20 protein-coding genes are annotated in these 24,803 nt (G+C 43.0%); 13 read left to right on the top strand and 7 right to left on the bottom strand.

Translation table 11 applies throughout. The annotated features are described in order from the left end of the window. Positions 1 to 384 precede the first annotated feature (384 nt). Entirely contained in the window at positions 385 to 1,680 is a 1,296-nt protein-coding gene (locus JMX93_RS00960; RefSeq protein ID WP_087815206.1) for an NCS2 family permease, read from the bottom strand. A gap of 445 nt (positions 1,681 to 2,125) precedes the next feature. On the opposite strand from JMX93_RS00960, the gene tolQ reads away from it, so the two are divergent. The 5 genes from tolQ (at position 2,126) to JMX93_RS00985 (ending at position 6,208) form a co-directional block, all read left to right on the top strand. Further along, positions 2,126 to 2,866 (top strand): protein TolQ, encoded by a 741-nt coding sequence (gene tolQ / locus JMX93_RS00965; protein WP_193012418.1) that lies wholly within the window; start codon positions 2,126 to 2,128, stop codon positions 2,864 to 2,866. Positions 2,867 to 2,870: 4 nt separating this feature from the next. Further along, positions 2,871 to 3,329, top strand: coding sequence for a protein TolR (tolR, locus tag JMX93_RS00970; protein ID WP_198331959.1), 459 nt, complete (start codon positions 2,871 to 2,873; stop codon positions 3,327 to 3,329). Positions 3,330 to 3,404: 75 nt separating this feature from the next. After that, a complete protein-coding gene (locus JMX93_RS00975; protein WP_443215753.1) occupies positions 3,405 to 4,385 on the top strand; it encodes a cell envelope integrity TolA family protein in 981 nt (326 codons plus the stop codon). A 42-nt stretch (positions 4,386 to 4,427) separates the two neighbouring features. Further along, positions 4,428 to 4,811 carry a cell envelope integrity TolA family protein gene (locus JMX93_RS00980; protein ID WP_443215752.1) on the top strand — a complete coding sequence of 128 codons (384 nt, stop codon included), beginning with the start codon at positions 4,428 to 4,430 and terminating at the stop codon, positions 4,809 to 4,811. A gap of 89 nt (positions 4,812 to 4,900) precedes the next feature. Beyond that, the gene (locus JMX93_RS00985; RefSeq protein ID WP_193012422.1) at positions 4,901 to 6,208 is read left to right on the top strand and encodes a PD40 domain-containing protein; all 1,308 of its coding nucleotides are present in this window, start codon (positions 4,901 to 4,903) and stop codon (positions 6,206 to 6,208) included. Positions 6,209 to 6,375: 167 nt separating this feature from the next. Here the strand turns inward: JMX93_RS00985 and JMX93_RS00990 are convergent, their stop codons facing one another. From JMX93_RS00990 to JMX93_RS01000, 3 genes are all read right to left on the bottom strand, one after another. Further along, a complete protein-coding gene (locus JMX93_RS00990) occupies positions 6,376 to 7,008 on the bottom strand; it encodes a c-type cytochrome (RefSeq protein ID WP_193012426.1) in 633 nt (210 codons plus the stop codon). A gap of 89 nt (positions 7,009 to 7,097) precedes the next feature. Beyond that, entirely contained in the window at positions 7,098 to 8,699 is a 1,602-nt protein-coding gene (locus JMX93_RS00995; protein ID WP_499203585.1) for a flavin monoamine oxidase family protein, read from the bottom strand. A gap of 216 nt (positions 8,700 to 8,915) precedes the next feature. Beyond that, on the bottom strand, positions 8,916 to 10,385 hold the full coding sequence (locus JMX93_RS01000; RefSeq protein WP_499203586.1) for a c-type cytochrome: 1,470 nt from the start codon (positions 10,383 to 10,385) through the stop codon (positions 8,916 to 8,918). Between the two features lie 640 nt (positions 10,386 to 11,025). Here JMX93_RS01000 and JMX93_RS01005 point away from each other — a divergent pair. Beyond that, positions 11,026 to 11,211 (top strand): hypothetical protein, encoded by a 186-nt coding sequence (locus tag JMX93_RS01005; protein ID WP_198331965.1) that lies wholly within the window; start codon positions 11,026 to 11,028, stop codon positions 11,209 to 11,211. An 86-nt stretch (positions 11,212 to 11,297) separates the two neighbouring features. Here JMX93_RS01005 and JMX93_RS01010 read toward each other — a convergent pair whose 3' ends face one another. From JMX93_RS01010 to JMX93_RS01020, 3 genes are all read right to left on the bottom strand, one after another. After that, on the bottom strand, positions 11,298 to 11,912 hold the full coding sequence (locus JMX93_RS01010) for a flavodoxin family protein (RefSeq protein WP_499203587.1): 615 nt from the start codon (positions 11,910 to 11,912) through the stop codon (positions 11,298 to 11,300). A gap of 86 nt (positions 11,913 to 11,998) precedes the next feature. Beyond that, complete coding sequence (locus JMX93_RS01015; protein ID WP_443509869.1) at positions 11,999 to 12,964, bottom strand: purine nucleoside phosphorylase YfiH/LACC1 family protein; 966 nt, start codon at positions 12,962 to 12,964, stop codon at positions 11,999 to 12,001. A gap of 106 nt (positions 12,965 to 13,070) precedes the next feature. After that, the gene (locus JMX93_RS01020; protein ID WP_193011003.1) at positions 13,071 to 14,324 is read right to left on the bottom strand and encodes an RluA family pseudouridine synthase; all 1,254 of its coding nucleotides are present in this window, start codon (positions 14,322 to 14,324) and stop codon (positions 13,071 to 13,073) included. 786 nt (positions 14,325 to 15,110) lie between these two features. Between JMX93_RS01020 and JMX93_RS01025 the strand changes: the two genes are divergently transcribed. The 7 genes from JMX93_RS01025 (at position 15,111) to JMX93_RS01055 (ending at position 24,349) form a co-directional block, all read left to right on the top strand. Further along, positions 15,111 to 16,310, top strand: coding sequence for an outer membrane protein assembly factor BamD (locus tag JMX93_RS01025; protein ID WP_193011004.1), 1,200 nt, complete (start codon positions 15,111 to 15,113; stop codon positions 16,308 to 16,310). A 206-nt stretch (positions 16,311 to 16,516) separates the two neighbouring features. Further along, positions 16,517 to 18,679, top strand: coding sequence for a DNA primase (locus tag JMX93_RS01030; protein ID WP_499203588.1), 2,163 nt, complete (start codon positions 16,517 to 16,519; stop codon positions 18,677 to 18,679). A gap of 531 nt (positions 18,680 to 19,210) precedes the next feature. After that, positions 19,211 to 21,127 (top strand): RNA polymerase sigma factor RpoD, encoded by a 1,917-nt coding sequence (gene rpoD, locus JMX93_RS01035; protein WP_198331970.1) that lies wholly within the window; start codon positions 19,211 to 19,213, stop codon positions 21,125 to 21,127. 178 nt (positions 21,128 to 21,305) lie between these two features. Beyond that, complete coding sequence (locus JMX93_RS01040; RefSeq protein WP_496190539.1) at positions 21,306 to 21,512, top strand: TA system antitoxin ParD family protein; 207 nt, start codon at positions 21,306 to 21,308, stop codon at positions 21,510 to 21,512. Beyond that, the gene (gene map / locus JMX93_RS01045) at positions 21,505 to 22,278 is read left to right on the top strand and encodes a type I methionyl aminopeptidase (RefSeq protein WP_499203589.1); all 774 of its coding nucleotides are present in this window, start codon (positions 21,505 to 21,507) and stop codon (positions 22,276 to 22,278) included. The genes JMX93_RS01040 and map overlap by 8 nt, the downstream gene beginning before the upstream one ends. A 189-nt stretch (positions 22,279 to 22,467) precedes the next feature. Then, positions 22,468 to 23,394, top strand: coding sequence for a bestrophin family protein (locus JMX93_RS01050; protein ID WP_198331973.1), 927 nt, complete (start codon positions 22,468 to 22,470; stop codon positions 23,392 to 23,394). A gap of 634 nt (positions 23,395 to 24,028) precedes the next feature. Next, entirely contained in the window at positions 24,029 to 24,349 is a 321-nt protein-coding gene (locus JMX93_RS01055; protein ID WP_319021046.1) for a YbeD family protein, read from the top strand. The last annotated feature ends 454 nt before the right edge of the window (positions 24,350 to 24,803 follow it).

Below are 24,803 nucleotides of genomic sequence, written 5' to 3' on the forward strand. Positions count from 1 at the left end.
AAACCTGCCATCTTGGGTGGTGCTAATTCACTGTAAGAAAAACCTCTACGGCGTTGATTGAGGTGATGCGCTTAGCTTGGCTATAATATCATGAAAAAAAATTTCAAACTAACGATATTGCTTATTTTCACAAATTAAGATATTTCTAAAAAACAATCAGTTAACAGCACTTTATTCATCATGACGCGTTGGTTATACTTTCCTATTTACTATTACATATTAATTATTTTATTAAATCAAACACTTGAATAAATTAAGAAAAATTTGGGCACTTTCAAACCAAAAAAAACTCCCCTTTATCGCTTGAGAATAAAGAGGAGTTGAGAGTAACAGCAATCAAAAGTGGCAAAGTAATATCAGACGCTCACAGCATCCTATTAACACTTATAACACCACCAACTTGGTCAGCAAAATAATCGTCAACACCCAAACTGGAATCGTGATTTCAGAGAACTTACCCGTCATCAGTTTTACCGCGGTAAAGGTGATAAAACCAAGCGCAATACCATCAGCGATAGAGTACGTCAGCGGGGTCAATAGCAGAACGACCGCTACTGGAGCCGCTTCTGTCAAATCTTCCCAGTTGATTTCTTTCAGGGTAAATAACATCAGTACCGACACATAGAAAATCGCGCCAGCTGTGGCGTAAGCGGGAATCATACCAGCCAATGGTGCAAAGAAAATACTCAGTACAAACAATACGCCAACCGTCACTGCCATCAGACCTGTACGGCCACCTGATGCCACTCCAGAAGCACTCTCAATATAACTGGTGGTCGATGACGTACCCAACATTGCACCAGCGACCGTAGCGGTAGAATCGGCCAATAGCGCTTTGTCCATATTAGGAATATTGCCGTCTTTATCGATTAAACCCGCTTTATTGGCGATGCCAACTAAGCTACCTGTCGTATCAAATAAATCGACGAATAAAAAAGCAAAAATAACACTGATCATACCAACGTCGAACGCACCCGCAATATCAAGCTCCATCAATGTTGGTGTGATGGATGGCGGCGTAGACATGACACCAGTAAACTGCGTATTACCCGTCAACAAGCTAATCACGGTGATAATTAAAATACCAATTGTCACGGCGCCTGGGACTTTTTTATAGACCAAACCAATAATAATAAAGAAACCTAATGCAGCCATCATAGGCGCAAATGAGGTCATGTCACCAAGCATCAACAATGTCGAATCACGACCGACAATAATACCTGAGCTCTGTAGCGCAATAAATGCTAAGAAAGCACCAATACCTGCCACAATACCTTGCTTAAGGCTGGTTGGAATGGCATTGATAATCCATTCGCGAATCTTAAACAAACTCAAAATAATAAACAAACAACCCGATAAGAAAACAGCACCTAGCGCAGTTTGCCAAGCGTAGCCCATACCCAGTACGACGCCATAAGTAAAAAAGGCGTTCAAACCCATACCTGGGGCAAGTGCCACCGGCAGTCTGGCATAGATACCCATAATAAAGCAGCCTATTGCCGCTGCTAAACAAGTGGCAACAAATACCGCCCCTTTGTCCATACCAGCTTCCGCCAATACGTTGGGGTTTACAAAGATGATGTAAGCCATGGTCAAAAAGGTAGTTATACCGGCAAGGATTTCCGTTTTGACTGTGGTGTTTTCACCATTAATCCCAAAATAGCGTTCAATTGCATTCATAAGTGTCGCGCCCAGCTTGCTAGTGAAAGAACAAATTTATTGATGCCTAAAATAAATAAGACGTCATCCAATAAATGGCGACGTCATCATCAAAAGACAGCGGTAACAAGGTGCAACATTTTAGAGAAATTGCGGTACAAATTCAATCATTACCAGTGCCTTACGGGTACAAACCCACCTTTTCAGTTGATTGAGTCATAATAGCCAGACAATATTTCAGACATACGCATACAAATTAACCTTATACTATGAACCATATAGACAGCTGTTAATTATTTGGCATTTAACATTTTAACAAATGACCTTTTTGACATTTAACAGTACACTAGGCGGCTGATAGCAATATGCCACATTACTGTACTTTCATATCTTAGTTATTAAAGATCCTATCTGGTCTGCGTGTCGCGCCATACCAGCTATTATTAATTACCCATGAGTCCCATACATGCCTGAATCATTAAATATTATCGACCTTATTACCCAAGCCAGTCTCTTGGTGCAGATTGTGATGGCATTATTGTTAATGGCGTCTTTGCTCAGCTGGGTAATTATCTTTCGTATGAGCGCGCGGCTTGGTACGGCCAAAAACTTCGATCAACAGTTCGAAACTTGGTTTTGGTCAGGTGAGGATCTAGCCAAGCTGTATCAAGGCGTACAAGGTTCTCCTGAACGCCAAGGACTTGAGCAAATATTTTATGTGGGATTTTCTGAATACTTAAGAATGCATAAAAAGCGCCAACCCAAAGATGACATCATCGATGGTGTAGAGCGCAAGCTACGAGTTGGTTTAGGGCGTCAGCAGCAACTATTAGAATCAGGGCTTACCACGCTAGCGAGTATTGGCTCAGTCGCGCCTTATATTGGATTGTTCGGTACGGTTTGGGGCATCATGAATGCCTTTTTAGGATTGTCACAAACGGAACAAGCGACCCTAGCGTCTGTCGCACCTGGGATTGCTGAAGCATTAATCGCAACCGCTATGGGCTTGTTTGCAGCGATTCCTGCCGTACTGGCGTATAACCACTTTACGGCCAAATCAAGCCGCCTTTATGATTCACGTGCTTTATTTTGTGATGAAATGACGGGCATGCTCCAGCGCGAGACCAGTGCAGAAAGCACTGTTGGTAGAGACAGTATCGCTACGAGAGAAACGCCATCTACTGCCACTCAGGCACAAGGACTATGAAATCATGAAACAAAGTCCCTATCGCCGTGAAAAAAAAGCGCTCAATGCGGAGATGAATGTCGTTCCTTATATCGACGTGATGTTGGTGCTGCTCGTCATATTTATGGTCACAGCGCCCATGCTGATTACGGGCGTCGATGTTGACTTGCCAAAAGAGCAAACCAATACTATGAGCCAAAGCCAACTACCGGTCATTGTGTCCTTGACCGATAGTGGCGAGATTTTTATCAGTTATGAAAACAATGTCGACCTGCCGATTAGTGAACCAGAGCTGATTGACACTCTATCCAATTTACAAAATCAAAGTAGCGATGCTGGGGCGCAGCCTTTACAAGTCATGATTAATGCCGATCAAAACAATCAATATGGCGCTATCATGACACTCATGGCCACCTTACAACAAGCAGGCATCCAAAAGGTGGGATTATTAACAGGCGCACCCTTACCCACACCATCATTATAATAAATCCTATTCAGCACTCAGCTTGCTATAATAAAGTAGATAATTTGATGAACCTCGTCCTTGAGTATCTTTACCATGCATAAAGCTCCTGTCGTTTATGTACCGACCCAACCTGAAGGCAATGGGCTAACGTTGCCTACGTTACTTAGCGTGCTGGCACATGGGCTTGTGATTGGGATACTCGTTTATACTTATCAACATACTAACACCGACACTGTGGAAAGTATTGAGACGGTCATGGTCTCACCTGAGCAATTGGCTGCAATGCAAGGTCAAATCCTTGCCAATCGTGCAGCGGCAGCTAGCGCGATGCAAGCTGAAACTGGTGCAAGCAGTGCATCGAGCACCTCATCATCAGAAAGTTTTAGCGATAGCACCAGCCAGCCAAACTCTCAGCGCGTGCCTGTCTTTACGCGCTCTAACGATCCTGCCAGTCAACCAATGCTGATGAGTGAAGAGCAGCATCAACGCTTACTTGAGCAAAATCAAGACTACGAACGTCGAATGGCAGAGTGGGCAGCACAATTAGATGAGTCGGTGACAGAAGAACATAGTCAGGTGGAGCAAAACAAAAAAGAACAACTAATAGAAGAACAAAAACAGCTGGGCGATTTCCGTAATAAACAAAATAACCCGCCTAAGATTACACGCCCCACTGCTACCGATCGAAACCTGAAAATTGATACAGGTGGTTCAGGTAGCGCAGGCCAGACGCTTAGCTTACGAGATGACGGACAGTCAACTGCATCAGGAAGCGCCTCTACTAATCAATCTAGTGATAGTAGTGGCAAACCTTCGATAGGTGACTTTAAGCGTGCTATCGCTGATAAAATAGAACAAAACCTTAATGCCCCAACTGAAACTCAAGGGCTGACTGCTAAAGTAAGGCTTAAATTAGATTCAAGAGGCAATGTAATATCTGCCGATGCTAGTGGTTCTAATTCAAAGGTCAATAAGGCAGCAGAAGTAGCGGCATTTGCTTCTAGTCCATTGCCCATTGATTTAGAAAATTCTTCTAGTTTTTCAGATCTTATAATCAATGTCACCGTCAATTAGCATATCAATCATAATTGTTTCATAAATACTCTGGTTTTTTCTATGAAATATAATCCTACAAACTTATCTCTAATGCTTTCTTTGCTATTATGTTCCACTCCTACCTCAGCTACCATACCTGAGAAAGCTAAACTAGAATCTCATAATGACATTATAAAAGCTCACTCTATAAATGACTTTCAATTACTTATAATAAATAAGATAAGTCGTAACCTAGACTTACCGATGGAAACTCAAGGTACAAGTGTGAAGCTGCGACTTAGGTTAGACCAAGTCGGTAATATAATATATGCTAAAGCTGATAGTTCAAATGTACTTGTTAATCAAGCAGTAGAAAGAGCAGCTATTGAATCTAACCCTTTACCGATTGATTTAAACCGTTCTGAAATGTTTGAACGTATTATCATGAACATCAAAATAAAATAACTGGGGCAAGAGTAGCTTACATCACAGAGTTAACTTACTATAAGTAATATTTATACCCATATAACAGCTTTCTTTTTAGAGTATTTTTTATGAAACAAAGTACCTCATTTATCATGCGTAGTATTTCAAATATATTATTATTTTCACCCCTACTTTTAGTACCAACCTATGCATCTACCGCGGCTCCCATAGAAATTGATGTTTCTACTACAGCGCCAAGACAACAAAACCAAGTCGCGTTTGTACCGTTTGCTGGTGATTCTGTGTTGTCACCCATTATAGTCAATGACTTAAGCAAAGAAGGTCTAAAAATTACTAGCCAAAACCTACCGCAGCAGCCACGCAGTAGTAGCGAGCTGGCGGGTACTTTGCCAGTATGGCAAAATTTAGGTATTCCGTACTTAGTAATCGGTAGCACGCGTACTAACCGAGGTAAAATTATCACAGATTATGAAGTCATTGATGTCAAATCGGGGCGAATTCTTGAGGGCAAGCAAACTTCGACAACAAATAAAGATCCTGACAGTATGCGTCGTGCTGGACACGTCATTGCCAATAAAATCTACGCATTGATTACTGGTAATCCAGGTGACTTTTCAGGGCGTATTGCTTATATCGAAGAAGTGGGTGCTGGAAAAAATAAAAAATCGCTACTTAAAGTTATCGATGCTGATGGCGAAAATGCCAGAACCATTACTGAAGTAACTGGTTCTATCTTTTCTCCAACATGGTCGCCAGATGGCAATCGCATCGCTTATTCCGTACAACGCGATAAATCTTATCCCGTTATTTATGTACAAAGTGTGAGCGGTGGCGGTGCAACCCCGTTAACCCCCTTCCCTGGCAGCAATCTCAGTCCATCATTTTCACCAGATGGCAACAAGATATTATTTTCTAGCAGCTTTGAAGGCAGTGCCCATATTTATGAGATGAGCGCCAGTGGTGGTCAACCGAGAAAACTGACCAATTGGCCCAGCAGCGAAGTACAACCAAACTATGCACCCGATGGTAAATCCTTTGTTTTCGTCAGTGACCGCGCAGGATTTAACAAACCACAAATTTATCGTTATGAGTTTGGTTCAGGACGTACTACTAAGGTCTCAAGTAGCGGTTATGCCACTAGCCCGCAATTTAGTAGCGATGGCTCACAAATTGCCTTTTTAAATGGTCGCTCAGCGGCTATTATGAATAGCGGCGGCGCGGTCACTGCTAATTTGGGCAATACGGGTATCGATGAAGCGCCAAGCTTTTCACCCAGTGGCAGAAATGTAGTTTATGCCTCAAAACAAGGCGGCAAAGGTAAATTAACAATTAAATCTTTGAGTAGTGGCCAATCATTTGACATACCTGTACAAGGCATTGCTCGCTCACCAATTTGGTCATCTAGCCCTAAATAAACCATATTTATCATTATCTTTCTTAATTCATAAAGTCTTGCTTATAAAAAAGCGCCTAATAAATAATTAGGCGCTTTTTTACTTTTACCTTGCGGGGAATGGTTAAGCAATGTTTGTACGAACCATTTTGCTTAAAAAACTATTAGCTAAAAATTTAAATAATGGTGTTATTCATCACTCGGATCACCCGCTGATGGATTGGCATGCCGCAGTTTTGCCACATCTTCAGCAGTAACGGTATCGGTAAAACCATTTAGGTCACTGACCACATATTGAGTAACCGCAGCCATCTGCGCATCGTTCATCATACCATGGAATGACGGCATACCACGAAAGCCATTAATCAAGATATCGATGATGTAATACTTTGATTGCATCTTACTGTTATTCGCCAGTGGCGGATAATAGCCTGCCCCGTAAGCACCCTCGCCTTTATGCATGTGGCAAGCCGCACAAGAGTCGTGATACAGCTTTTTGCCATCTGTCGTCACAAAGGCATTTGTGCCTTCAAACTTTGCGTCCCACTCAGTAATGCTTGGGTCATCTTCCATATTGGGCAATGAGCTGTCGTCGACAATATTGATAGCAGGTGCAGTAAGCTCCTCACGGCTCATATAAACGCCGCCCCACGCACCCGTATTTCGGCTTGCTTGATAGTCATTGGTTGTTAGGGAATCCTGATCTTGTACACTGGAAACCGTCACTTCATCATCTGACTGTTGACTACAGCCCAACAGTGCTGTACTACTTATCCCACTCAGCAGCATCACCGTCAGCAGTTTGAGTGTCATATTTTTCATGACTTTTTTCTTCAAGATTGCCTTCTTCGCGATTGCATTGTCCATGATAGCCTCTGAATCTTATAGTTATTCATATTAACCAAGCGTTATTAAACAAGCATTTTTGCTTTTTTATGTAGGCGCTTTGCGGCATCCATACCAGATAAAATAGCACCTTCTTGCCATGCCGGAATGTGTGAGCAATGCTCGCCCGCTAGTACAATACGATTATCAATACTGCACAAGGTGTCGTAATGCTGACGACGGGTCGACTCATTCCAAATACCATAACAGCCAAGCGTCCATGGAATACGGTGCCAGACAACTGATGTCCCTGCGCGGAATTCTTTTGGATACTGAGGATGGATGTATTTACCATAAGCAAGCGCGACATTAATACGTTCTTGCGGCGTTAAGGTATTAAACTTATAAGACGTTGGACCATAACCATAAGCGCCAAGTAGCACGCCAGTACCATCTTTAAACATATTTTGTGAAGGATAGGCAATCTGCGCAATGGGCATATCGGTATAAGTCAGACCACCAAATATCCACTCGTCTTCTTCCCAAAAGCGGCGGTTGAACTCTAGACCAACTTTATAAGAAGTTTCATAAGGTACAGCGGCCATCGCCTGCTTCATCGGTTTTGAGACATTGATATCAAGCTGCGTCAGTACAGTAAGCGGAATATTGCACACGCACCAATCTGCACGAATGGTTTTGGTGGCACCATTTGGACTGTTGCTGTCTACATAATCGACCGTTACGCCACTGTCATCTTGATGGATTTTAGTGACTTTAGCATTAAACTCAATCAGATCACGGCATTCACGAGTGAACGCATCACCGATTTTCCCCATACCACCTACTGGCTGAAACATCGTCGGTTGATGAGCATACGTCATATGGTTGCCATAAATATCTGCCCACATACCCGAATCTAATATCTCACTGATCGGCAAAGGTTTTGATGGTGTCGCATCAGGCATCAAGCCACCGCCCGGAAACACACTAAAACCGCGATGTTTACTGGTCTCATTACTGGCGCGATAGCGATAATCTTTATCAAGCACACCCCAACCTTTTAAACCTTCTAATAGCTTTTCTTTATCCTCAGTATTGATCGAGCGATCAAGACCACCGACGTTGACTGATTTCGATAGCAGCTCCGCGACATGACCTTGGATATCGTTTTTCACATCGCCCAAACGCTGAGGTACGCCGTTGAAATGAGTACTTCGATGCAAATAAGCACGATCATTGGTTTGAATAAAGGGCTGCATTTCAACACCGAACTGTTTGCAATAATGGAAGACGGCATAATGATGGCTTGGCAGACGCCACGGTCCACCATTAAAGTAATTGCCCTCTTCAAAATCACAGGTGACTTCTTCGCCGCCAAGCTCGGTATATTTATCACCGCTGTTCAATGTCCAGCTACGACCGCCGCCACGATTTTGATATTCGAGCACTTTGACATCGTAGCCCGCTTTACGTAACTCATAAGCCGCGGTCAGCCCGCCAAGACCCGCACCAAGAATGACGATACTAGCGCCCGGAGGTGCACCCTTAAGATCCATGGTCTCTTTAAAACTTGACTCTGACGCAAATCCTAATGTCGTCATCGCCTGATACATCGCGGTCGCGCCTGCTGTTTTACCAATCATCGAGAGCAGTTGGCGCCGCGTTGGTGATTGAAGCATATCTTTCATAATAATGTCCTTAAAGTAGACGTTCGTGCAAGACGGTAGGTGCTCTTTTTATTAATAACGACTCAATTTCATTAATCTACTTGGCTTAGTTTTATCTATATTTGCCAATTTATAGCACTCTACCTTGCTGCCCTTCGTCCTTGTTTGATAATAACCATGCGAAATGTATTTATAATGTTCGTTACTGCACTGTGTTATTAAATATAAACATTCAAATTAACGACGGCGCCTAGACCGCAAGATTGCTCGTATAATAAATACAATGATAATAATAGCCACGATGATGCCGATTACTGCCAGTAAGCCCGCATATTTGATTAAAAAGGGCTTGTTAGCACTCGTCGTTGCGATACGATCAACATCACTAGCACTCACATCACTACTGGTAAGACCACCAAAATTCACACGTACATAATTGGTGATACCAGCGATTTGCTCACTATTTAGCTCGTCTGAAAACCCTGGCATGATGGGCGACGTATTAGTCGCTCCCTCTACCCCATGAAGGATCATATTGACCAGCGCATCAGGTTTTTCGCGGCGAATGCTGCTGAGTCCAACGATAGGGGCGTAACGCGCATCAGGCTGACCATAACCATCAACGCCGTGACAACTACCACAAGCTGCCAAATATAGCGATTCTGGTGAATTGCTTCCATTACTCACCTGTTCTTTGGCTTGGGCTAAATAATCTTTTTGCGCCAGTAAATCATGAGTGATAGATTCGCTAATGGGTGTTGGTAAACGCGAGACATCAACGGCTGCGACCTTATCATCTGTTTGGATAGCAGGTACCGCTTTTAGATAAGAAGCAATGGCAGTCAAATCTTCATTTTTTAGGTAGCGCGTACTATGCGCAACGGCCTCACCCATAGGACCACCCGCATAGGCGCGCTGGTCAAGCTCACCAGTACGCAGATAAGTGACAATATCTTGTTCACTCCAACTACCGATACCGCTCGACTCGTCAGGCGTGATATTTGGTGCATGCCAATGACCAAGCTGAGCACCTGAAAGATACATTTTTTTATCAAAACCCATGGTGCTATTACGCGGAGTATGGCAAGTACCGCAGTGCTCTAAGTTATTGACAATATATTCACCACGTTGCTGCGTCTCGGTGAGACCATCACGGTTTTCAGTAGACGGGACATTGAGAAAATTCCAGCCAATCATTAAGCTGCGAATGTTAAAGGGAAATGGCAAGTCTGTTTTATATTTTGGGGCTTCATCGACAGCAGGTACGGTTTGCAGATAAGCAAACAACGCACTGATATCTTCTTCTTTCATACCACTATAAGAAGGATATGGCATGGCAGGGTAAAGCATATGGCTTGGCGTACGACCTTTTTGCAACGCGTTCTTTAAATCCGTTTCGGTATAATTACCGATACCGTAACGTTTAGACGGGGTAATGTTGGTTGAATAGATATCCCCCATCGGCGTTTCGATCGCTGTACCGCCAGTATAATCTTCGCCGTGACATGCCATACAGTCAGCAGCACGGGCAATGTAGGCACCGCGGTTGACAAGCTCGCTATTGGCTGGACTAATATTAGGTAGACTGGCATTAGGCAAGCTAGCATTGGCTAGGCTCGTATTAACGACGCTTGCGCTTTCAGCCATCACAGCGCTGGAGGTCATACCAATGACGAGCATCAATAACATCACAGAAAGTGGCTTCATAATATCCTCATATAGCTGGCACCTAGGGTGTTGTAATTATTATTAGGACGAATTATTGAGACGAGACATTTGATATGGAGCAAGTCTTTATGACAGATTGATTGTTAGACTCAACTGATAATCCATTAAATGAGGTAGCAAATCATCCAGTAAATGCTTAATAAAATAGCGTGATAAAAACAACTCCAGAAAAATACTTGCTAGAGAATGTCTACTCACTCTACTAATGTAAGACTATTTCGCTACTATTACTTATGGAGTAACTTATTGGTCTCAAATTTTTACAAAACTTAAAGAACTACCTCATCGCTATCATTTTTTGATAATGTAGTATATTTTTTTATATTATAATAATAGACAATTTAAATAATATCTTTAAAATCAGCAATTAAAGCCCTATTTTTTGGTCGTATACCTTTTATAAAAGAGCTGTCATTGTAAGTAACTTTCACAAATGCGCTTCATTTTTTGTCATCACTGGTTTTAGCGGTACATAATAGATACATAGGCTTAAGTCAGAACTCGCTTTTTTTACCCGTCATATTGTGATGATGCTATGAAACAAGCTATTGCACCGCATCATATTTTGTTTATGATAGGCGCTATTTCCACGTTGCCGATCGCCGCCTGAGACACCACTATGAAGTTATCAATACTCGCTTATATATTTACATCAGCTCTATTACTGACAGGCTGTCAATCGTTTCAGTTTGTCGACAGCCCTATTCCTGTTAATGCCACCCCTATCAATAGCATACTGGTCAAAAATGCGCCTACCACCACTGTACAAAATCAAAATACTACCAGTACAAAAAATCAAAATTAGTGCCATCACACTCATAAAATAAACAAAAAAAGGCAGATATCGGTTTGATATCTGCCTTTAATATTTAATAAATGACTTTTAATGACTCAATAGCTACTCATTTCAGCGGCTGGCTGATGCTTGATAATTGTCTTGGCCAAATGATCGCCGAACCAAATAGCCGTATCAATATCTCCGGCTCCTGGTGTTTCCTCAGGTGGACCATCAAGTGACTGGGTCATCAAGCCCAAAAAGCTGGATAGACGGTTTAAATCATGAGCTTCATGGCCTGTCGGCATCAGCGGTAATCCAATCCAGTTCATACCGTGCTGCATCGCATATAAAGAGATCTGCTGCAATACCGCCAGTTTATCACCGCTCAGCCCACCAGAGTTGGCAAAAGCTGCTGCCCACTTGCCTTCCCATTTACGATGATACCAGCGCTTTGAGGTTTCATCCATAAACGTCTTAAATTCAGCAGTAACACTACCCATATATACGGCACTACCGAAAACCAGCAAATCAGCTTGATCTAAATAATCCCAGTCAACCTTGTGGACATCAACGGTTTTGGCCTGTGCTTCTGGCAATTGCTGGCGTGCCCCTTTGACGATCGCTTCAGCGACGCGCTTGGTATGACCGTAATTGCTATGATAAATAACGGCAATAGATACAGTCGGTATGCTATCAGTAGTTAAAGACGATTTGGCAGGTGTATTCATACAAACTCTAATAATGGCTATAAATGGTTAGATAAAAACAATATAAGTTCAACAGTTAATCGCATGCAACAGCAAATAGCGTAATCCTACGCAGTTCCACGTACAATGACCAACGCCATCCGCCCTGTAGCAGGCTGCTGCAGATGCGTTTGACGCCGATAAGAGTAATAGTGGTCATCAGCATAACTACAGCTGCTAGATAAGGTGTCATCTACTATAACATCCAAAGTGTTTAGCTGATCCGCTGCCAACTTTGGTAAGTTCAGCTTGATCTTACCCGAATCAACTGTAGCACAGCTTGACGGTTTATCAACCGTATTATGTAAATCCTGAGTGTTGCTATCGCCTTTAATAGCAGCCACAGAATCTATGACGTATAACGAATCAAAATGTTCAATGTTTGCTGTATTCAATAACTTATTTTCTGTGCAACCTTTTAGCAATTGGTTGCGGACTTGAGCGCCAACTTCATAGCTGTCTTGACTGATACAAACGCCAATCCAAGCTTTGACTTGTCCCGATTCCGTAAAGCGTTGAACAGTCGCTTGAATAACCCCGCAAGCCAGACCTTGCCAACCAGCATGAATCGCTGCCATTTGACCACTGGCTGGCTGATATAAGACTATCGGCACACAGTCAGCCGTCATTATCGCCAGCCCAAGGCCTTGTTGCCGACTGACCATCGCGTCAGCAGACATTGGCGTCATACATAGCGCTGTGCCATCAATATCATGAATTTGCTTGCCGTGAACTTGGTTAACCCAGTGCAAGCGTTTGATGGGTACATGTTTAGGGTCTTTCGACGATAAGGGTACAAGCTGCTCATTGATGGCAGATAATAAGCGCATGCGATTGCTCAGCACTTTTGCAGCATCGTCATTGACATGCAAACCTAAATTTAGCTCACCGTAATTCGCTTGACGTTGCTGTCGTACCATCTGTTCTGTGGGTTGGTCTTGTGAGTCAACATCATCGCTCGCAAAGGCGGCTGTTTGAAAAACAGCCACATCATCAATCTGTGCAAGCAATGTCATAGGAAAGTTATGAGTCATGGCTGATTTACCGTCTTAATGGGTAGTTTCTACGTCACGGATCGCTATTTACTTAGGCTCTCTGTTTTTTACAAGCGTATTTACACTCCTATTTACACAGAGCGGTCTATTCATCATCATAGCCGTCACTTAGCACAGCCATTAATTTCTGCATGTCTTCAGGCAGTGGTGTGGTAACTTCAATGTCTTCCCCTGTCGTTGGATGCACGAAACCCAGTGTATAAGCGTGCAAGGCTTGACGCGGAAAATTATTAATCGCTTGACGTTGCGCTTCTGTCAGTCCTGAGCGCAGTTGACGACGACCACCATAAACGCGATCACCCACTATCGGATAAGTAATGTGACTTAAATGCACCCGAATTTGGTGCGTGCGGCCCGTTTCAAGACCCACATCCAACAAGCAATAATTACCATTGAGGGCAGTCACATTTAATAAGTGGGTGACTGCTTCACGACCTGCCGTCATTACCGTCATTTTCGTACGCTGATTACGGTGACGACCGATTGGCGCGTCAATACGGCGGTGACGCAGTAAGCTTGCTGCATCGCCTGCCACCACACACTGATAATGACGATACACAGACTTATCTTTTAGCTGCTCCATAAGCGCCATTTGTGCTGGCTTGGTCTTACCAATCAGCAACAGCCCAGAGGTGTCTTTATCAATTCTATGTACCAGACCTGCACGCGGCAAATGGTGCTGCTGTGGATAGTGATACAGTAGTGCATTGACCAAGGTACCAGTTTGGTTACCCGCACCAGGATGCACCACCATACCAACAGGTTTATTGATGACCAACACTTCATCATCTTCATAGACCACATCGATGTCTATATCCTCTGGCTGATCTTCACCATGCTGCTCTAATGTCGTCGATAACTGCAGAACATCACCCGCTTTGACACGAATTTTTGGTTTCTGTACGCTACCGTTATACAGCAAGCTACCATCACTAATCCAACCTTGTAATTGGACACGTGAGAAATCGGTAAATATTTTTGAAGCCAGTTTATCAATACGTAAACCAGCTTCATCTTCTATAACAGTATGCGTCATATCTATAACTACTGGCACTACTTGACCGGCGACTGACGCTTCATCATCGTCGCTATCATCAATGTCGTCACCATCTTCATCGCTGCTATCTATCATATCGTCGTCAAGCATATCACTATCTTTTAACATAGCTTTTTCTGACACAGCATCTTCTAAAACATTATCGCCATGGCTTTGCTCATCAAGGACTGGCTGATTATCGTCAGGTAATTCACTATTATTTAAAACGTCATTTGGCATCGGTGACTCTTGTGCTGATGAATCAGTCTGTTGTGATTGATTCGGTGGTAAATGGGTAGTCATAGCATTATTATTCATAGCAGATTTATATATGGCAAAGCCCCTGACATGGTTCTGAAAGGCAGCTTTTGAGAAAATTTCTAATAAAATGTAAAGTGTTAAGCGTAACGCTATAAAAAAAAGGCCATTCGCTATCAATCGCTTATCATAAAAGCGATTGTCGTCGAAAAAAGCGGAGGCAATACCGTGCTAGTGTATCATGCCAAGCGCCTAAGCCCTATAGAAGCTGTGCGTTATCTGTCATTTTTTGATTATAACGCTATGCACCATACAGCTGTGCTTAACTCTCTAAAATATGACATTGCTGTAATTTACTGTATATTTGTCGGTGTCAGCGACATTCGATATCGCTCGTGACAGCAGCTCATGTTAAAATGCCAAACTGACATGCGCTGGTGTACAGATCATTGCGAGCAGCAGCATATCGCACCTGTGTTGCAGTAGACTAATAACTGTACGATACTGACTCAAATTCGATAAGTACAATTGGGTCAAGTACAATATAGATGGCGAAAAAATAGACGAAGCAAACGTTATTCTATAAAGTATAGCCATATTTTGCTGTATGCTATGCCACTGTATGCTTATCGAATTTTTTATTAAAAGCATTTGGTTTGATATAAACCCTATGCCATCAAGCGTTTTTTAATAACGATAACTGGTATGTCCGATGATTGACATAGTAGATGGCAGACCACTATTGATGCCTATGCATCGTTTTTTATCATTAACCTAATATCTAGTATGATAGCGTCGCTGCTATTATACGTCTTGTGTCGGAGAAGAAGTATGCAAGCTGTTGGCAATACGTTTATCAAACTGTCCTCAATAACCCTACTTGCGCTAAGCGTAAACTTAGTGGGCTGTCAGACTTTCAAAAACCTGACTGGCGGTAAAGACGTCGATGCGGTAGAAACTGCCGAAAAATCAGAGCAGAACTATTATAACGATGCCATTACCCAGATTGATAAAGGCCGCTATACACAAGCCATCGAAGATTTGACCAATCTGCGTACTTTTTATCCTACTGGACAGTACGCTGAGCAAGCATTACTCGACATGATGTATGCACAATATGCCAGTGGTAAGTATGAAATGGCAGCCGCCAGCGCTGAGCAATTTATTAGCCTATATCCTTCTAACCCGCAAGTCAGCTACGCTTACTATGTGCGCGGTGTGGCCAATATGCAAGGCTCATCAGAAGGTTTGAAACTGTTTAAGCTAAATCAAGCTGAGCGTGATACCGCCTATTTACGTATTGCCTTCGCTAACTTTCAAGAGCTTATTAACAAGTACCCTAACAGCCCTTACGCACCAGATGCCGCTCAGCGCATGACCTTCATCTACAATCAGTTTGCTGAAAGTGAGATGAGTGCGGCCAATTGGTATATCGAGCGTGAAGCTTATGTCGCTGCTGTTAACCGTGCTAAATGGGTGTTTCAATACTATCCACTTAGTGAATCGATCCCAGAAGCCATCGCGGTCTTAGCTTATAGCTATGACAAATTGGGTATGTCTGATTTGGCAAACGAATACAAAACCCTATTGCAGATTAATTATCCAAACATGTTAAGCGCTGATGGACGCGTTAAGCTCAACACCAAACGTGAGCGTTCTTTCATTAATAAATTGACTTTTGGACAGCTGAGTCGTTTTAACAAAGATACTTCAGTTGCGACAGGCGATTACAACGGTGCCACCAAAACCCAAATCATTCGTAATGCAAACCAATTAAGACTGCCTAGTGAAAACACTGCCACCGCCAATGCACCGGTAGCCAACACTGCTCCTACGCGTGGTAGTGGCATTAATGTGGGCTTAGGTCTGCCTGAAGCATCAACTGAGCGAGTTACTAGCCAATCGAGCACTGGCTCTACCGCTCGAGAAGCGAACGTTGATCCACAAAATATCAACCAAACGCGCCGTACCACGCTACCTAATCAAGGTGTTGATATCATGCCAGCAGATGTCGATATGAATGATGAATAAATGCGCTAGATTTGAGGCAGCGTCTCTCTTTTAATTCAAAGAACGTCTCTTCTTCTTAGTAAATCAACGCACATCATGAAAAATAAGGTCAACGATAGAGTTGGCCTTATTTTTTCTGTTTCTGTTCCATTATCTATGCCTGATATTGTTTGTGCCCAATATTGTCTATGCTTAAGATAATGCACCTATGGTAAACTGTTTTTTGCATGAGTATCCCAAATCATATTCTCGACCAATTAAATAGCCAAGCTGACTTAATCAGTATCATTGGGCGTCATACGACGCTTAAACGTGCTGGTAGTGAGTTTAAAGGCTGCTGTCCGTTTCATGGCGAAAAGTCGCCCTCTTTTTATGTCAATCCACAAAAAAACATCTATCACTGCTTTGGCTGTAGTGTCGGCGGTAATGCCATTAGCTTTTTACGCGATTATGAAAACTTAACTTTCATTGAAGCGGTTAATGAGCTATCAAAGCAGACGGGCATCGAAGTCCCAAAAGAAGAGCAACAAAACGTCAGCTACCAGCGCCGTGCACCCAAACCGATTGCACCACCCTCAATACCTAGTCCGGCTGTCAACGCTAAAAGTTCTGCTCAAACGGTGGACGCGCCTTCTATTAACGCAGCTTCGACTATTCAGCAACAAAGCCAGTACGGTGATATCGAGCAGCCCGCCTATCACGACAGTAGCAACAGCTACGATGATTATCCACCGTTAGATGCCTACGAATCAGTGCCTTATCCAGCAGATTCTTATGGCGCAGACTACCAAGATGATAATAGCTATCCGCTAGCATGGTTGACAGGTGCTGATACTGACGCTGCTGCATTGTACGATGATCATAGCGTTTCAGATAAAGACGGTAACCTGTATGAGCTGTTAGAGCAAATCCAGCAGTTTTATCAGCACAATCTCACCATTCATCCGCATGCCAAGCACTATTTTTTATCGCGTGGTATCACAGAAGACATCTTTGAGACCTTTGGCTTAGGCTATGCACCCTTTGGTTGGCAGCATCTTGAGCATCAGTTTCCACAAGATATTGAAGGATTAAAGGCGCTTGGTTTGGTGCGCCAATCAGAGTCAGGGCGCGATTATGATTTACTCCGTGATCGGGTTATTTTTCCGATTCGAGACAATCAAGGACGCACCATTGGTTTTGGTGGGCGGGCGCTCGATGATGAAGTCAAACCTAAATACATCAACTCATCTGACTCACCAGTGTTTCATAAACAGCATGTGCTGTATGGCTATTACGAATCACGCCAACAACGTGCCGACAGCTGGCTGGTGGTCGAAGGCTATATGGATGTGATTGCACTTTACCAAGCGGGTATCTATGGCGCTATTGCTTCCATGGGTACGGCGATCAATGAAAGCCAAATCTCGCGACTTTTAACATTGAATCCTACCCTGACGTTGAGCTTTGATGGCGATAGCGCGGGACAAAAAGCGGCTTGGCGTACGCTTGAAGTTGCCCTGCCGGTACTTGCCGATGACAAAGAGTTGCGGTTTTTGACCCTGCCCAACAATCATGACCCTGATACTTTTATTAAGAGTCAGGGCGGCGATGCCATGCGTGAGCAAATCGCTAATGCCATGCCACTATCACAGTATATTTTTGCCTATTTAAGCGAGCGCTACGATTTAACCTTGGCAGAAGGTAAAGCCAAGCTGATGTCGCAAGTACGCGCCTTGACCACTGCATTACCCAAAGGCAGTAGCTTTCGCTATTTGCTTAACAATGATGTCTATCAAAAACTGGGTGGTAAGCGTAGCCAAAATATCGAAGCAAAAGATGCGCTGCTAGATTTTGATGGTGATATGACCATCAGTCAGCAATTGCAGCTTTGTTTTTTGTTTCAGCCACGAGCCTTAATTGAAGACTCTATCGAAGCCATTTGGCAACAGGCAGGTATTAATGATTTACAGCTGCCAGCACACATCAAACAAAGAGCCGCGCCTGACATCTTGCGTCCGCTTGCTTGGGAAGATTTGCAAGATACCGCCTTGCTGGATATTGTCAGTACCATCAAACGCTGTCTGAAGCATTTACCCAAAGATGCCAACGCCGCCGCACACTTTATATTATCTAATGTCAAACCAATCACCCAAGAGACACTTAGCCGTAGCTGGGGCGGATTTTATAAAACGTTAACCGCCAGAAATATTTTGAGCTTGGATGAATTGATCGAAAACTTAGTGATGCAGTTGCTCAAATTACATCTGCAAAAAAAGATGCAAGAGCTGATAAAAAATCCTGATCATATCAAGCTGGCGATTGTCCGTAAGCAGTCGCAATTATTAAATGATTGGTTACGCGCGCAGCAAGCTGAGCAGTCAGCACAAATGGTTACCGTCCAATCTTAACGTTTGCCATTATTTTTGCTAAAAAAATTCGAACCCTTTAAAAGTATAGCGGCTGCCCCCACTACTAATGATTATACCCAGTAGCATGTATTGCCATTTAATCATTTGGCTAATAGAAAATAATCAGTAAAAAACGGTCGTAGATATCACTACCTCGTGCTTGATTACGGTGGTCTGTGTTAAACTATGTCGCTGTATATTGACAGCACTGCTTTCTAAATGATGATAAGCGGGCATCGTTAAACACAAATTTTAGATATTATTTTTAAGTATCCGTTTTTAGGTACTGTTATTTTTATATATTATTTTTTAGAGAATGTTATTTTGAAGATTTTTTAGCGTTACTAATTTTTAGCAGTTTTTTAGCATTGTAATTGTAGTATTTTGAGCCTTTATTCATATCAACTCATTTTTGATATTACTGACAACCTTTACGCCATATTTTGATGAATCGATTGATTATATCAACGCACTGAGCGAGCGATAGCGCGTCACAATATAAAAATGTCCGATGCAAGTAAGCGAGTATTTATGAACGATAAGTCAGTTTCTAAGTCCACATCTCAACTGGCCACCTTAATCCAAATGGGTAAAGAGCAAGGGTATCTCACCTATGCTGAGGTGAATGACCAACTGCCCGACTCTATTACAGAAAGCGATCAGATCGAAGATATTGTGCAAATGCTGACCGATGTTGGTATCAAAATCTTTGAATCTGCCCCTGATGCCGATGACATCTTGATGAACGACGATTCAAGTGATGATGACATGGCAGCGGATGAGGCAGCGGCGGTATTAGCCTCTGTTGAGACTGAGCCGGGTCGCACCACTGACCCTGTGCGTATGTATATGCGTGAAATGGGTACGGTTGATCTCTTGACCCGTGAAGGTGAGATTGCTATTGCCAAGCGTATCGAAGAAGGTATTCGTGACGTACAGCATGCGATGTCTTATTGGCCGGGCACTGTACAGTTCGTCCTTGATGAATATCAAAAAGTACAAGATGGCGAGAAGAAGCTTTCTGACGTCATTACTGGCTTTTTAGATCCTGAGACCGAAGAAGACAAAATCGCAGCCCAAGAAGCAAAAGAGGCGGCAAAAGAAGAACGTGAGCGCATTAAAGAAGAAAAAGAAAATCCACCTGTGATCAAAGCCAAAGCCAAAGCAGCGGCGCTTGATGATGATGACGAGGATGAAGACGACGTCGAAGAGGAAGCTGAAGAAGAAACCAGCGGCATCGATCCTGAAGAAGTACGTCTGCGTTTAGAAGAAATCGAACATTTATTTATCAAAGCCAAACAAGCCTTGCTAGATTATGGCCGTGGTAGCACAGAAGCAGACGCCGCTTATGCCCTACTTGCTGAACGCTTTATGATGCTAAAGTTGAACAATCGCTTGTCAGACCAAGTGATGGCTATCATGCATGATGTCTATGATGATGTGCGTAAGCAAGAACGTCAAATCATGCGTTTGGTCATTCGTCGTGGTCGTATGCCGCGCGAAGAGTTCCGTAAAACCTTCCCTAGCAATGAAACCAACGTCGATTGGCTGATTGAGCGCATAAAAGGCAAACCTGCATTTGCTGGTACGCTAGAAAAAGTCACTGATGATGTTATTTTATTGCAACGTCGCATTCGTGACTACGAGCAACAGCTCGATATGAAAATCCACGATATGAAAGACGTAGCGCGTCGTATGGCAGTCGGTGAAGCAAAAGCTCGCCGCGCCAAAAAAGAAATGGTCGAAGCTAACCTACGTCTGGTTATTTCTATCGCGAAGAAATATACCAACCGCGGTCTACAATTCTTGGATCTGATCCAAGAAGGTAATATCGGTCTGATGAAAGCGGTTGATAAATTTGAATACCGCCGTGGTTATAAGTTCTCGACTTATGCTACATGGTGGATTCGTCAGGCAATTACTCGCTCTATCGCTGACCAAGCGCGTACCATCCGTATTCCTGTGCACATGATTGAGACTATTAACAAAATCAACCGTGTTTCTCGTCAGTTGCTACAAGAAATGGGACGCGAGCCGACACCTGAGGAATTAGGCGAACGCTTAGAGATGGACGAAGTTAAAGTCCGTAAAGTACTAAAAATCGCCAAAGAACCTATCTCTATGGAGACACCAATCGGTGATGATGAAGACTCGCATCTAGGCGATTTCATCGAAGATGGTACTATCTCAAGCCCTGTTGATGATGCAACAGCGGCAGGTCTGCGTGAAGCGACTCGTGATGTCTTGGGTAATCTGACTGAGCGTGAAGCGCGCGTGCTAAAAATGCGCTTTGGTATCGACATGCCAACCGACCATACCTTGGAAGAAGTGGGTAAGCAGTTTGACGTAACACGTGAACGTATTCGTCAGATTGAGGCAAAAGCACTGCGTAAATTGCGTCATCCGTCACGCTCTGAGCACTTGCGCTCTTTCCTTGAAAATGACTAATAATAAAGCAAACTAAGCACCAATAAAAAAGCCGAGTTTATCTCGGCTTTTTTGTGTCATCGATTTGATGGCTCGAGTGCTATCACTACATATCTGCATCAAGGAATACAAGAACGAGCTTGCAATGGCACTATACAATATATATGATTTGTATACATTTCATATACTAGGCAAAGCAATGGGTATTGTTAAAATTGATGACACACTACACGAAGAGCTTCGTAAAGCCAGTGCGGTAATGGTACGTTCGATTAACGCACAGGCAGAGTATTGGATAAAGATAGGTATGTTAGCCGAGGCCAATCCTCACAGGTCTTATACCGATATCATCAGCGAGCAGTTAAAACGAGCAGATGTTAATACGGGAAACCTCATCGATGGCTAAAATCTCGCTAAAAACTACTGAAGAATTGGCCATCATGCGTGAGTCTGGACGCTTATTGGCATCGGTTTTTGCTTACCTAGATACGCACATGGTCGCTGGCATCTCCACAATGACTGTCAATGATTTGGCCGAGCGCTATATTGTAGATGTTTTACAATCACGACCTGCCAGCAAAGGTCAATACGGCTACCAATACGTGCTCAACACGTCTGTCAATCAAGTGGTTTGTCATGGTGTACCCTCAAGCAATCAAGTCCTAAAATCAGGCGACATCATAAATGTAGACATTACTTTAGAAAAAGGCGGCTTTATTGCTGACTCTAGCAAAATGTATATGATTGGCGATGTTATGCCCTTAACAAAACGCCTCGTAGATAACACTTATGAGGCCATGTGGGCAGGTATCCGTGTGGTTAAGCCCGGCACAACGCTTGGTGATGTCGGGCATGCCATTCAAAGCCATGCCGAACAGTACGGTTACTCTGTCGTTAGAGAATACTGCGGGCATGGTATCGGTCGCGAAATGCACGAACAGCCTGAAGTTTTACATTATGGGCGCGCAGGTGCAGGCTTGATTTTAGAACAAGGCATGACCTTTACTATTGAGCCAATGATTAATCAAGGCAAAGCCAAAGTAAAAATAAAAAAAGACGGCTGGACGGTGGTGACTGCAGACAAAAAGCTTTCTGCCCAATGGGAACATACCATCGCGGTGACTGCCGATGGTTATGAAGTGCTGACGCTGCGTGAAGAAGAAACGCTTTAAAGCGTGCTTACAGTTTTCCTTAATGCTGCTGCGCAATACAAGAGTGATTCAAGTATTTAAGTATCTTAGTATCATCTTGTTATTGCCATATTGGTAACTACTGATATCATAGGTCGCGATGATCTGAGTATATGCTGATTGATACCTCTGCCATCGCTTTTTTACACATGCCATTGCTAGGAAACTGACATGATTGTCCGGCAAAACCCAAACGCCCTCAAGATATTTTTTACCCTGCGCGGCTCCATCATTCCAAAAATCTATCCACAAATTTTGCTGATCACTCTTCTTAGCACGCTTATAACCATTATTCAACACTGGCTTCCTGACTCTTTTCCTTATTATGGTATGGCTCCTTTTACCTTGCTAGGAATCGCGTTGTCGCTATTTCTCGGATTTCGCAACAATGCCAGTTATCAACGTTGGTGGGAAGCTCGAGGACTTTGGGGTCAGCTTGTATATGATTCTCGTAGCTTAACGCGTCAAGTGCTTTCTTTTATAGATGCTGATGCCGAGACTGGGCACGAGACTCAACGAGCGATGGTTTACCTGAACATTGCTTTTGCGCATGCTGTACGCCATCGCCTGCGCGGATCGTCACCTTGGCAGGATGTCGAGCCTTTTGTCGCATCAGTACACCATGACAGTATGCGCCAAGCACGTAACCTACCTGACTATATCATGCGCCTCATGGGTAAACAGCTCGGTGACATTCGGCGTCAAGGACTGGTGTCAGAGCAAGTCATACAGAACATGGACGAGCGCCTGACGTCTATGACCATTGTACTGGCGGCCTGTGAGCGCATTCATAATACACCGCTGCCGTTTGCTTATATGCTGTTGGTCCATCGCACGACCTATCTGTACTGCATCATGTTGCCTTTTGGCTTGGTGGCCTCGCTCGGTTGGGTGACCCCACTGATTTGTGCCGTGATCGCTTATACCTTTTTTGGTTTGGATGCCCTCAGTGAAGAGCTAGAAGAGCCTTTTGGCTTAGCAGCCAACAAACTACCCCTGACTGCATTGTCGCGTACTATCGAAATCAATCTGCGAGAAGCACTAGGAGAGGCAGATATTCCGCCTGATATCACTCCTATCAATGGCTATTTACCGTAATGGTTTCACGTAGCTTTTAGATATGAAATAGAGATGTCATAGAAATGCAGTAGAGCGATAGAACCGACTAGGGCGTGTCTTCATTTTCAAAATAGAGATAGAAATGAGATAAATTGCCGGTAAACAAGGAAAATAGCGCCGTTAATATCAGGATATTACCCAGCTATTTGACGATGGTTGACAAAATTTAGCCATTTTCAGCCCATTTAAAGGTTCATTAATTGAATTGAGGACATTTCCTAAATACAGAGGTAACTTGAATAATCACCCATATACCACTATAAACAATATATATTCTATGCCCTAATAGATCGACCAATTAAAATACAATTGATGACCATACTGAGCATGTCTCGGATTTTTGGCGTTGTTAAGGCAAATATTTCACTGATTGACTTTTTATACCCACTATTTCCTAATTAATTACCTATTTACCTATTTACCTATTTACCTATTTACCTATTTACCTATTTACCTATTTACCTATTTACCTATTTACCTATTTACCTACAAAAGTGAGGCACACATCATGAGTGATGATTCAAAAGACACCAATCAAGACGCTAATAATCAAAATACTGATAATCAAAATAGCAACCAAGACCAAGCATCAGCAAATGAAAGATCGGTCAAAGTGACTGATTTGACGCCCAATAAAGGCGCATTGGTAGGCAAAAAGACGGACATTCAAAACCCAGAGCTTTGGGAGTTCCCGATGAACTATCCACTGAGCATCATCGGTCATGAAGGCGAGCGTGAGAGTTTACTGAATGAAGTGAAGCTAATCTTGGGTAGCCAATTCCCTGATTTTGATTTGGCATCTATAGAAGTCAAGCCGTCTAAAACAGGTCGTTTTCACTCAGCACGCGTCAATCTATATCTAACCACTGCTGAGCAAGTGAATGAGCTTTATGCATCATTGGACAATGCAAAAACGGTGCGCATTGTTTTATAAAAGACGCAGAAAAATTTAGCCCCTTTTTAATCCAATTCGTCACTCATATGGGTGGCGATTTTTTATGGTTTGCTGTACAATCTGCGCCCTTATTATTATTGTCACCTGCACCCTTATTGGCGGGTCATTTACTCGCGAATGAAAAGCAAATGCTCGTGAGATTTTTACAAAAAATTTATTATTTGAGTCAATCGCGTCTAACCCTTACCCCATCGTCCTTTGCCAAAATTTGGACACAGCACAACCTCACAGCAACATAGTTTGACCCTAAAATCAATATAGCATTTTCAAAATTTTCCCGCTATATTGTGCCTACCTACTAACAAACACGCTATATGTAGTACTCAGTGAATTTAATCGTCACTATGAGTAGTGGTAGCTTTTTGCCTGAAAAAAGAGCAGCTAACACCATCATTCAACGTGATTTGATAAATAGTGTGATAAAAAACGTTGA

Origin of the sequence: Psychrobacter muriicola 2pS (assembly GCF_904846535.1) — a bacterium.
GTDB lineage: Bacteria > Pseudomonadota > Gammaproteobacteria > Pseudomonadales > Moraxellaceae > Psychrobacter > Psychrobacter aquimaris.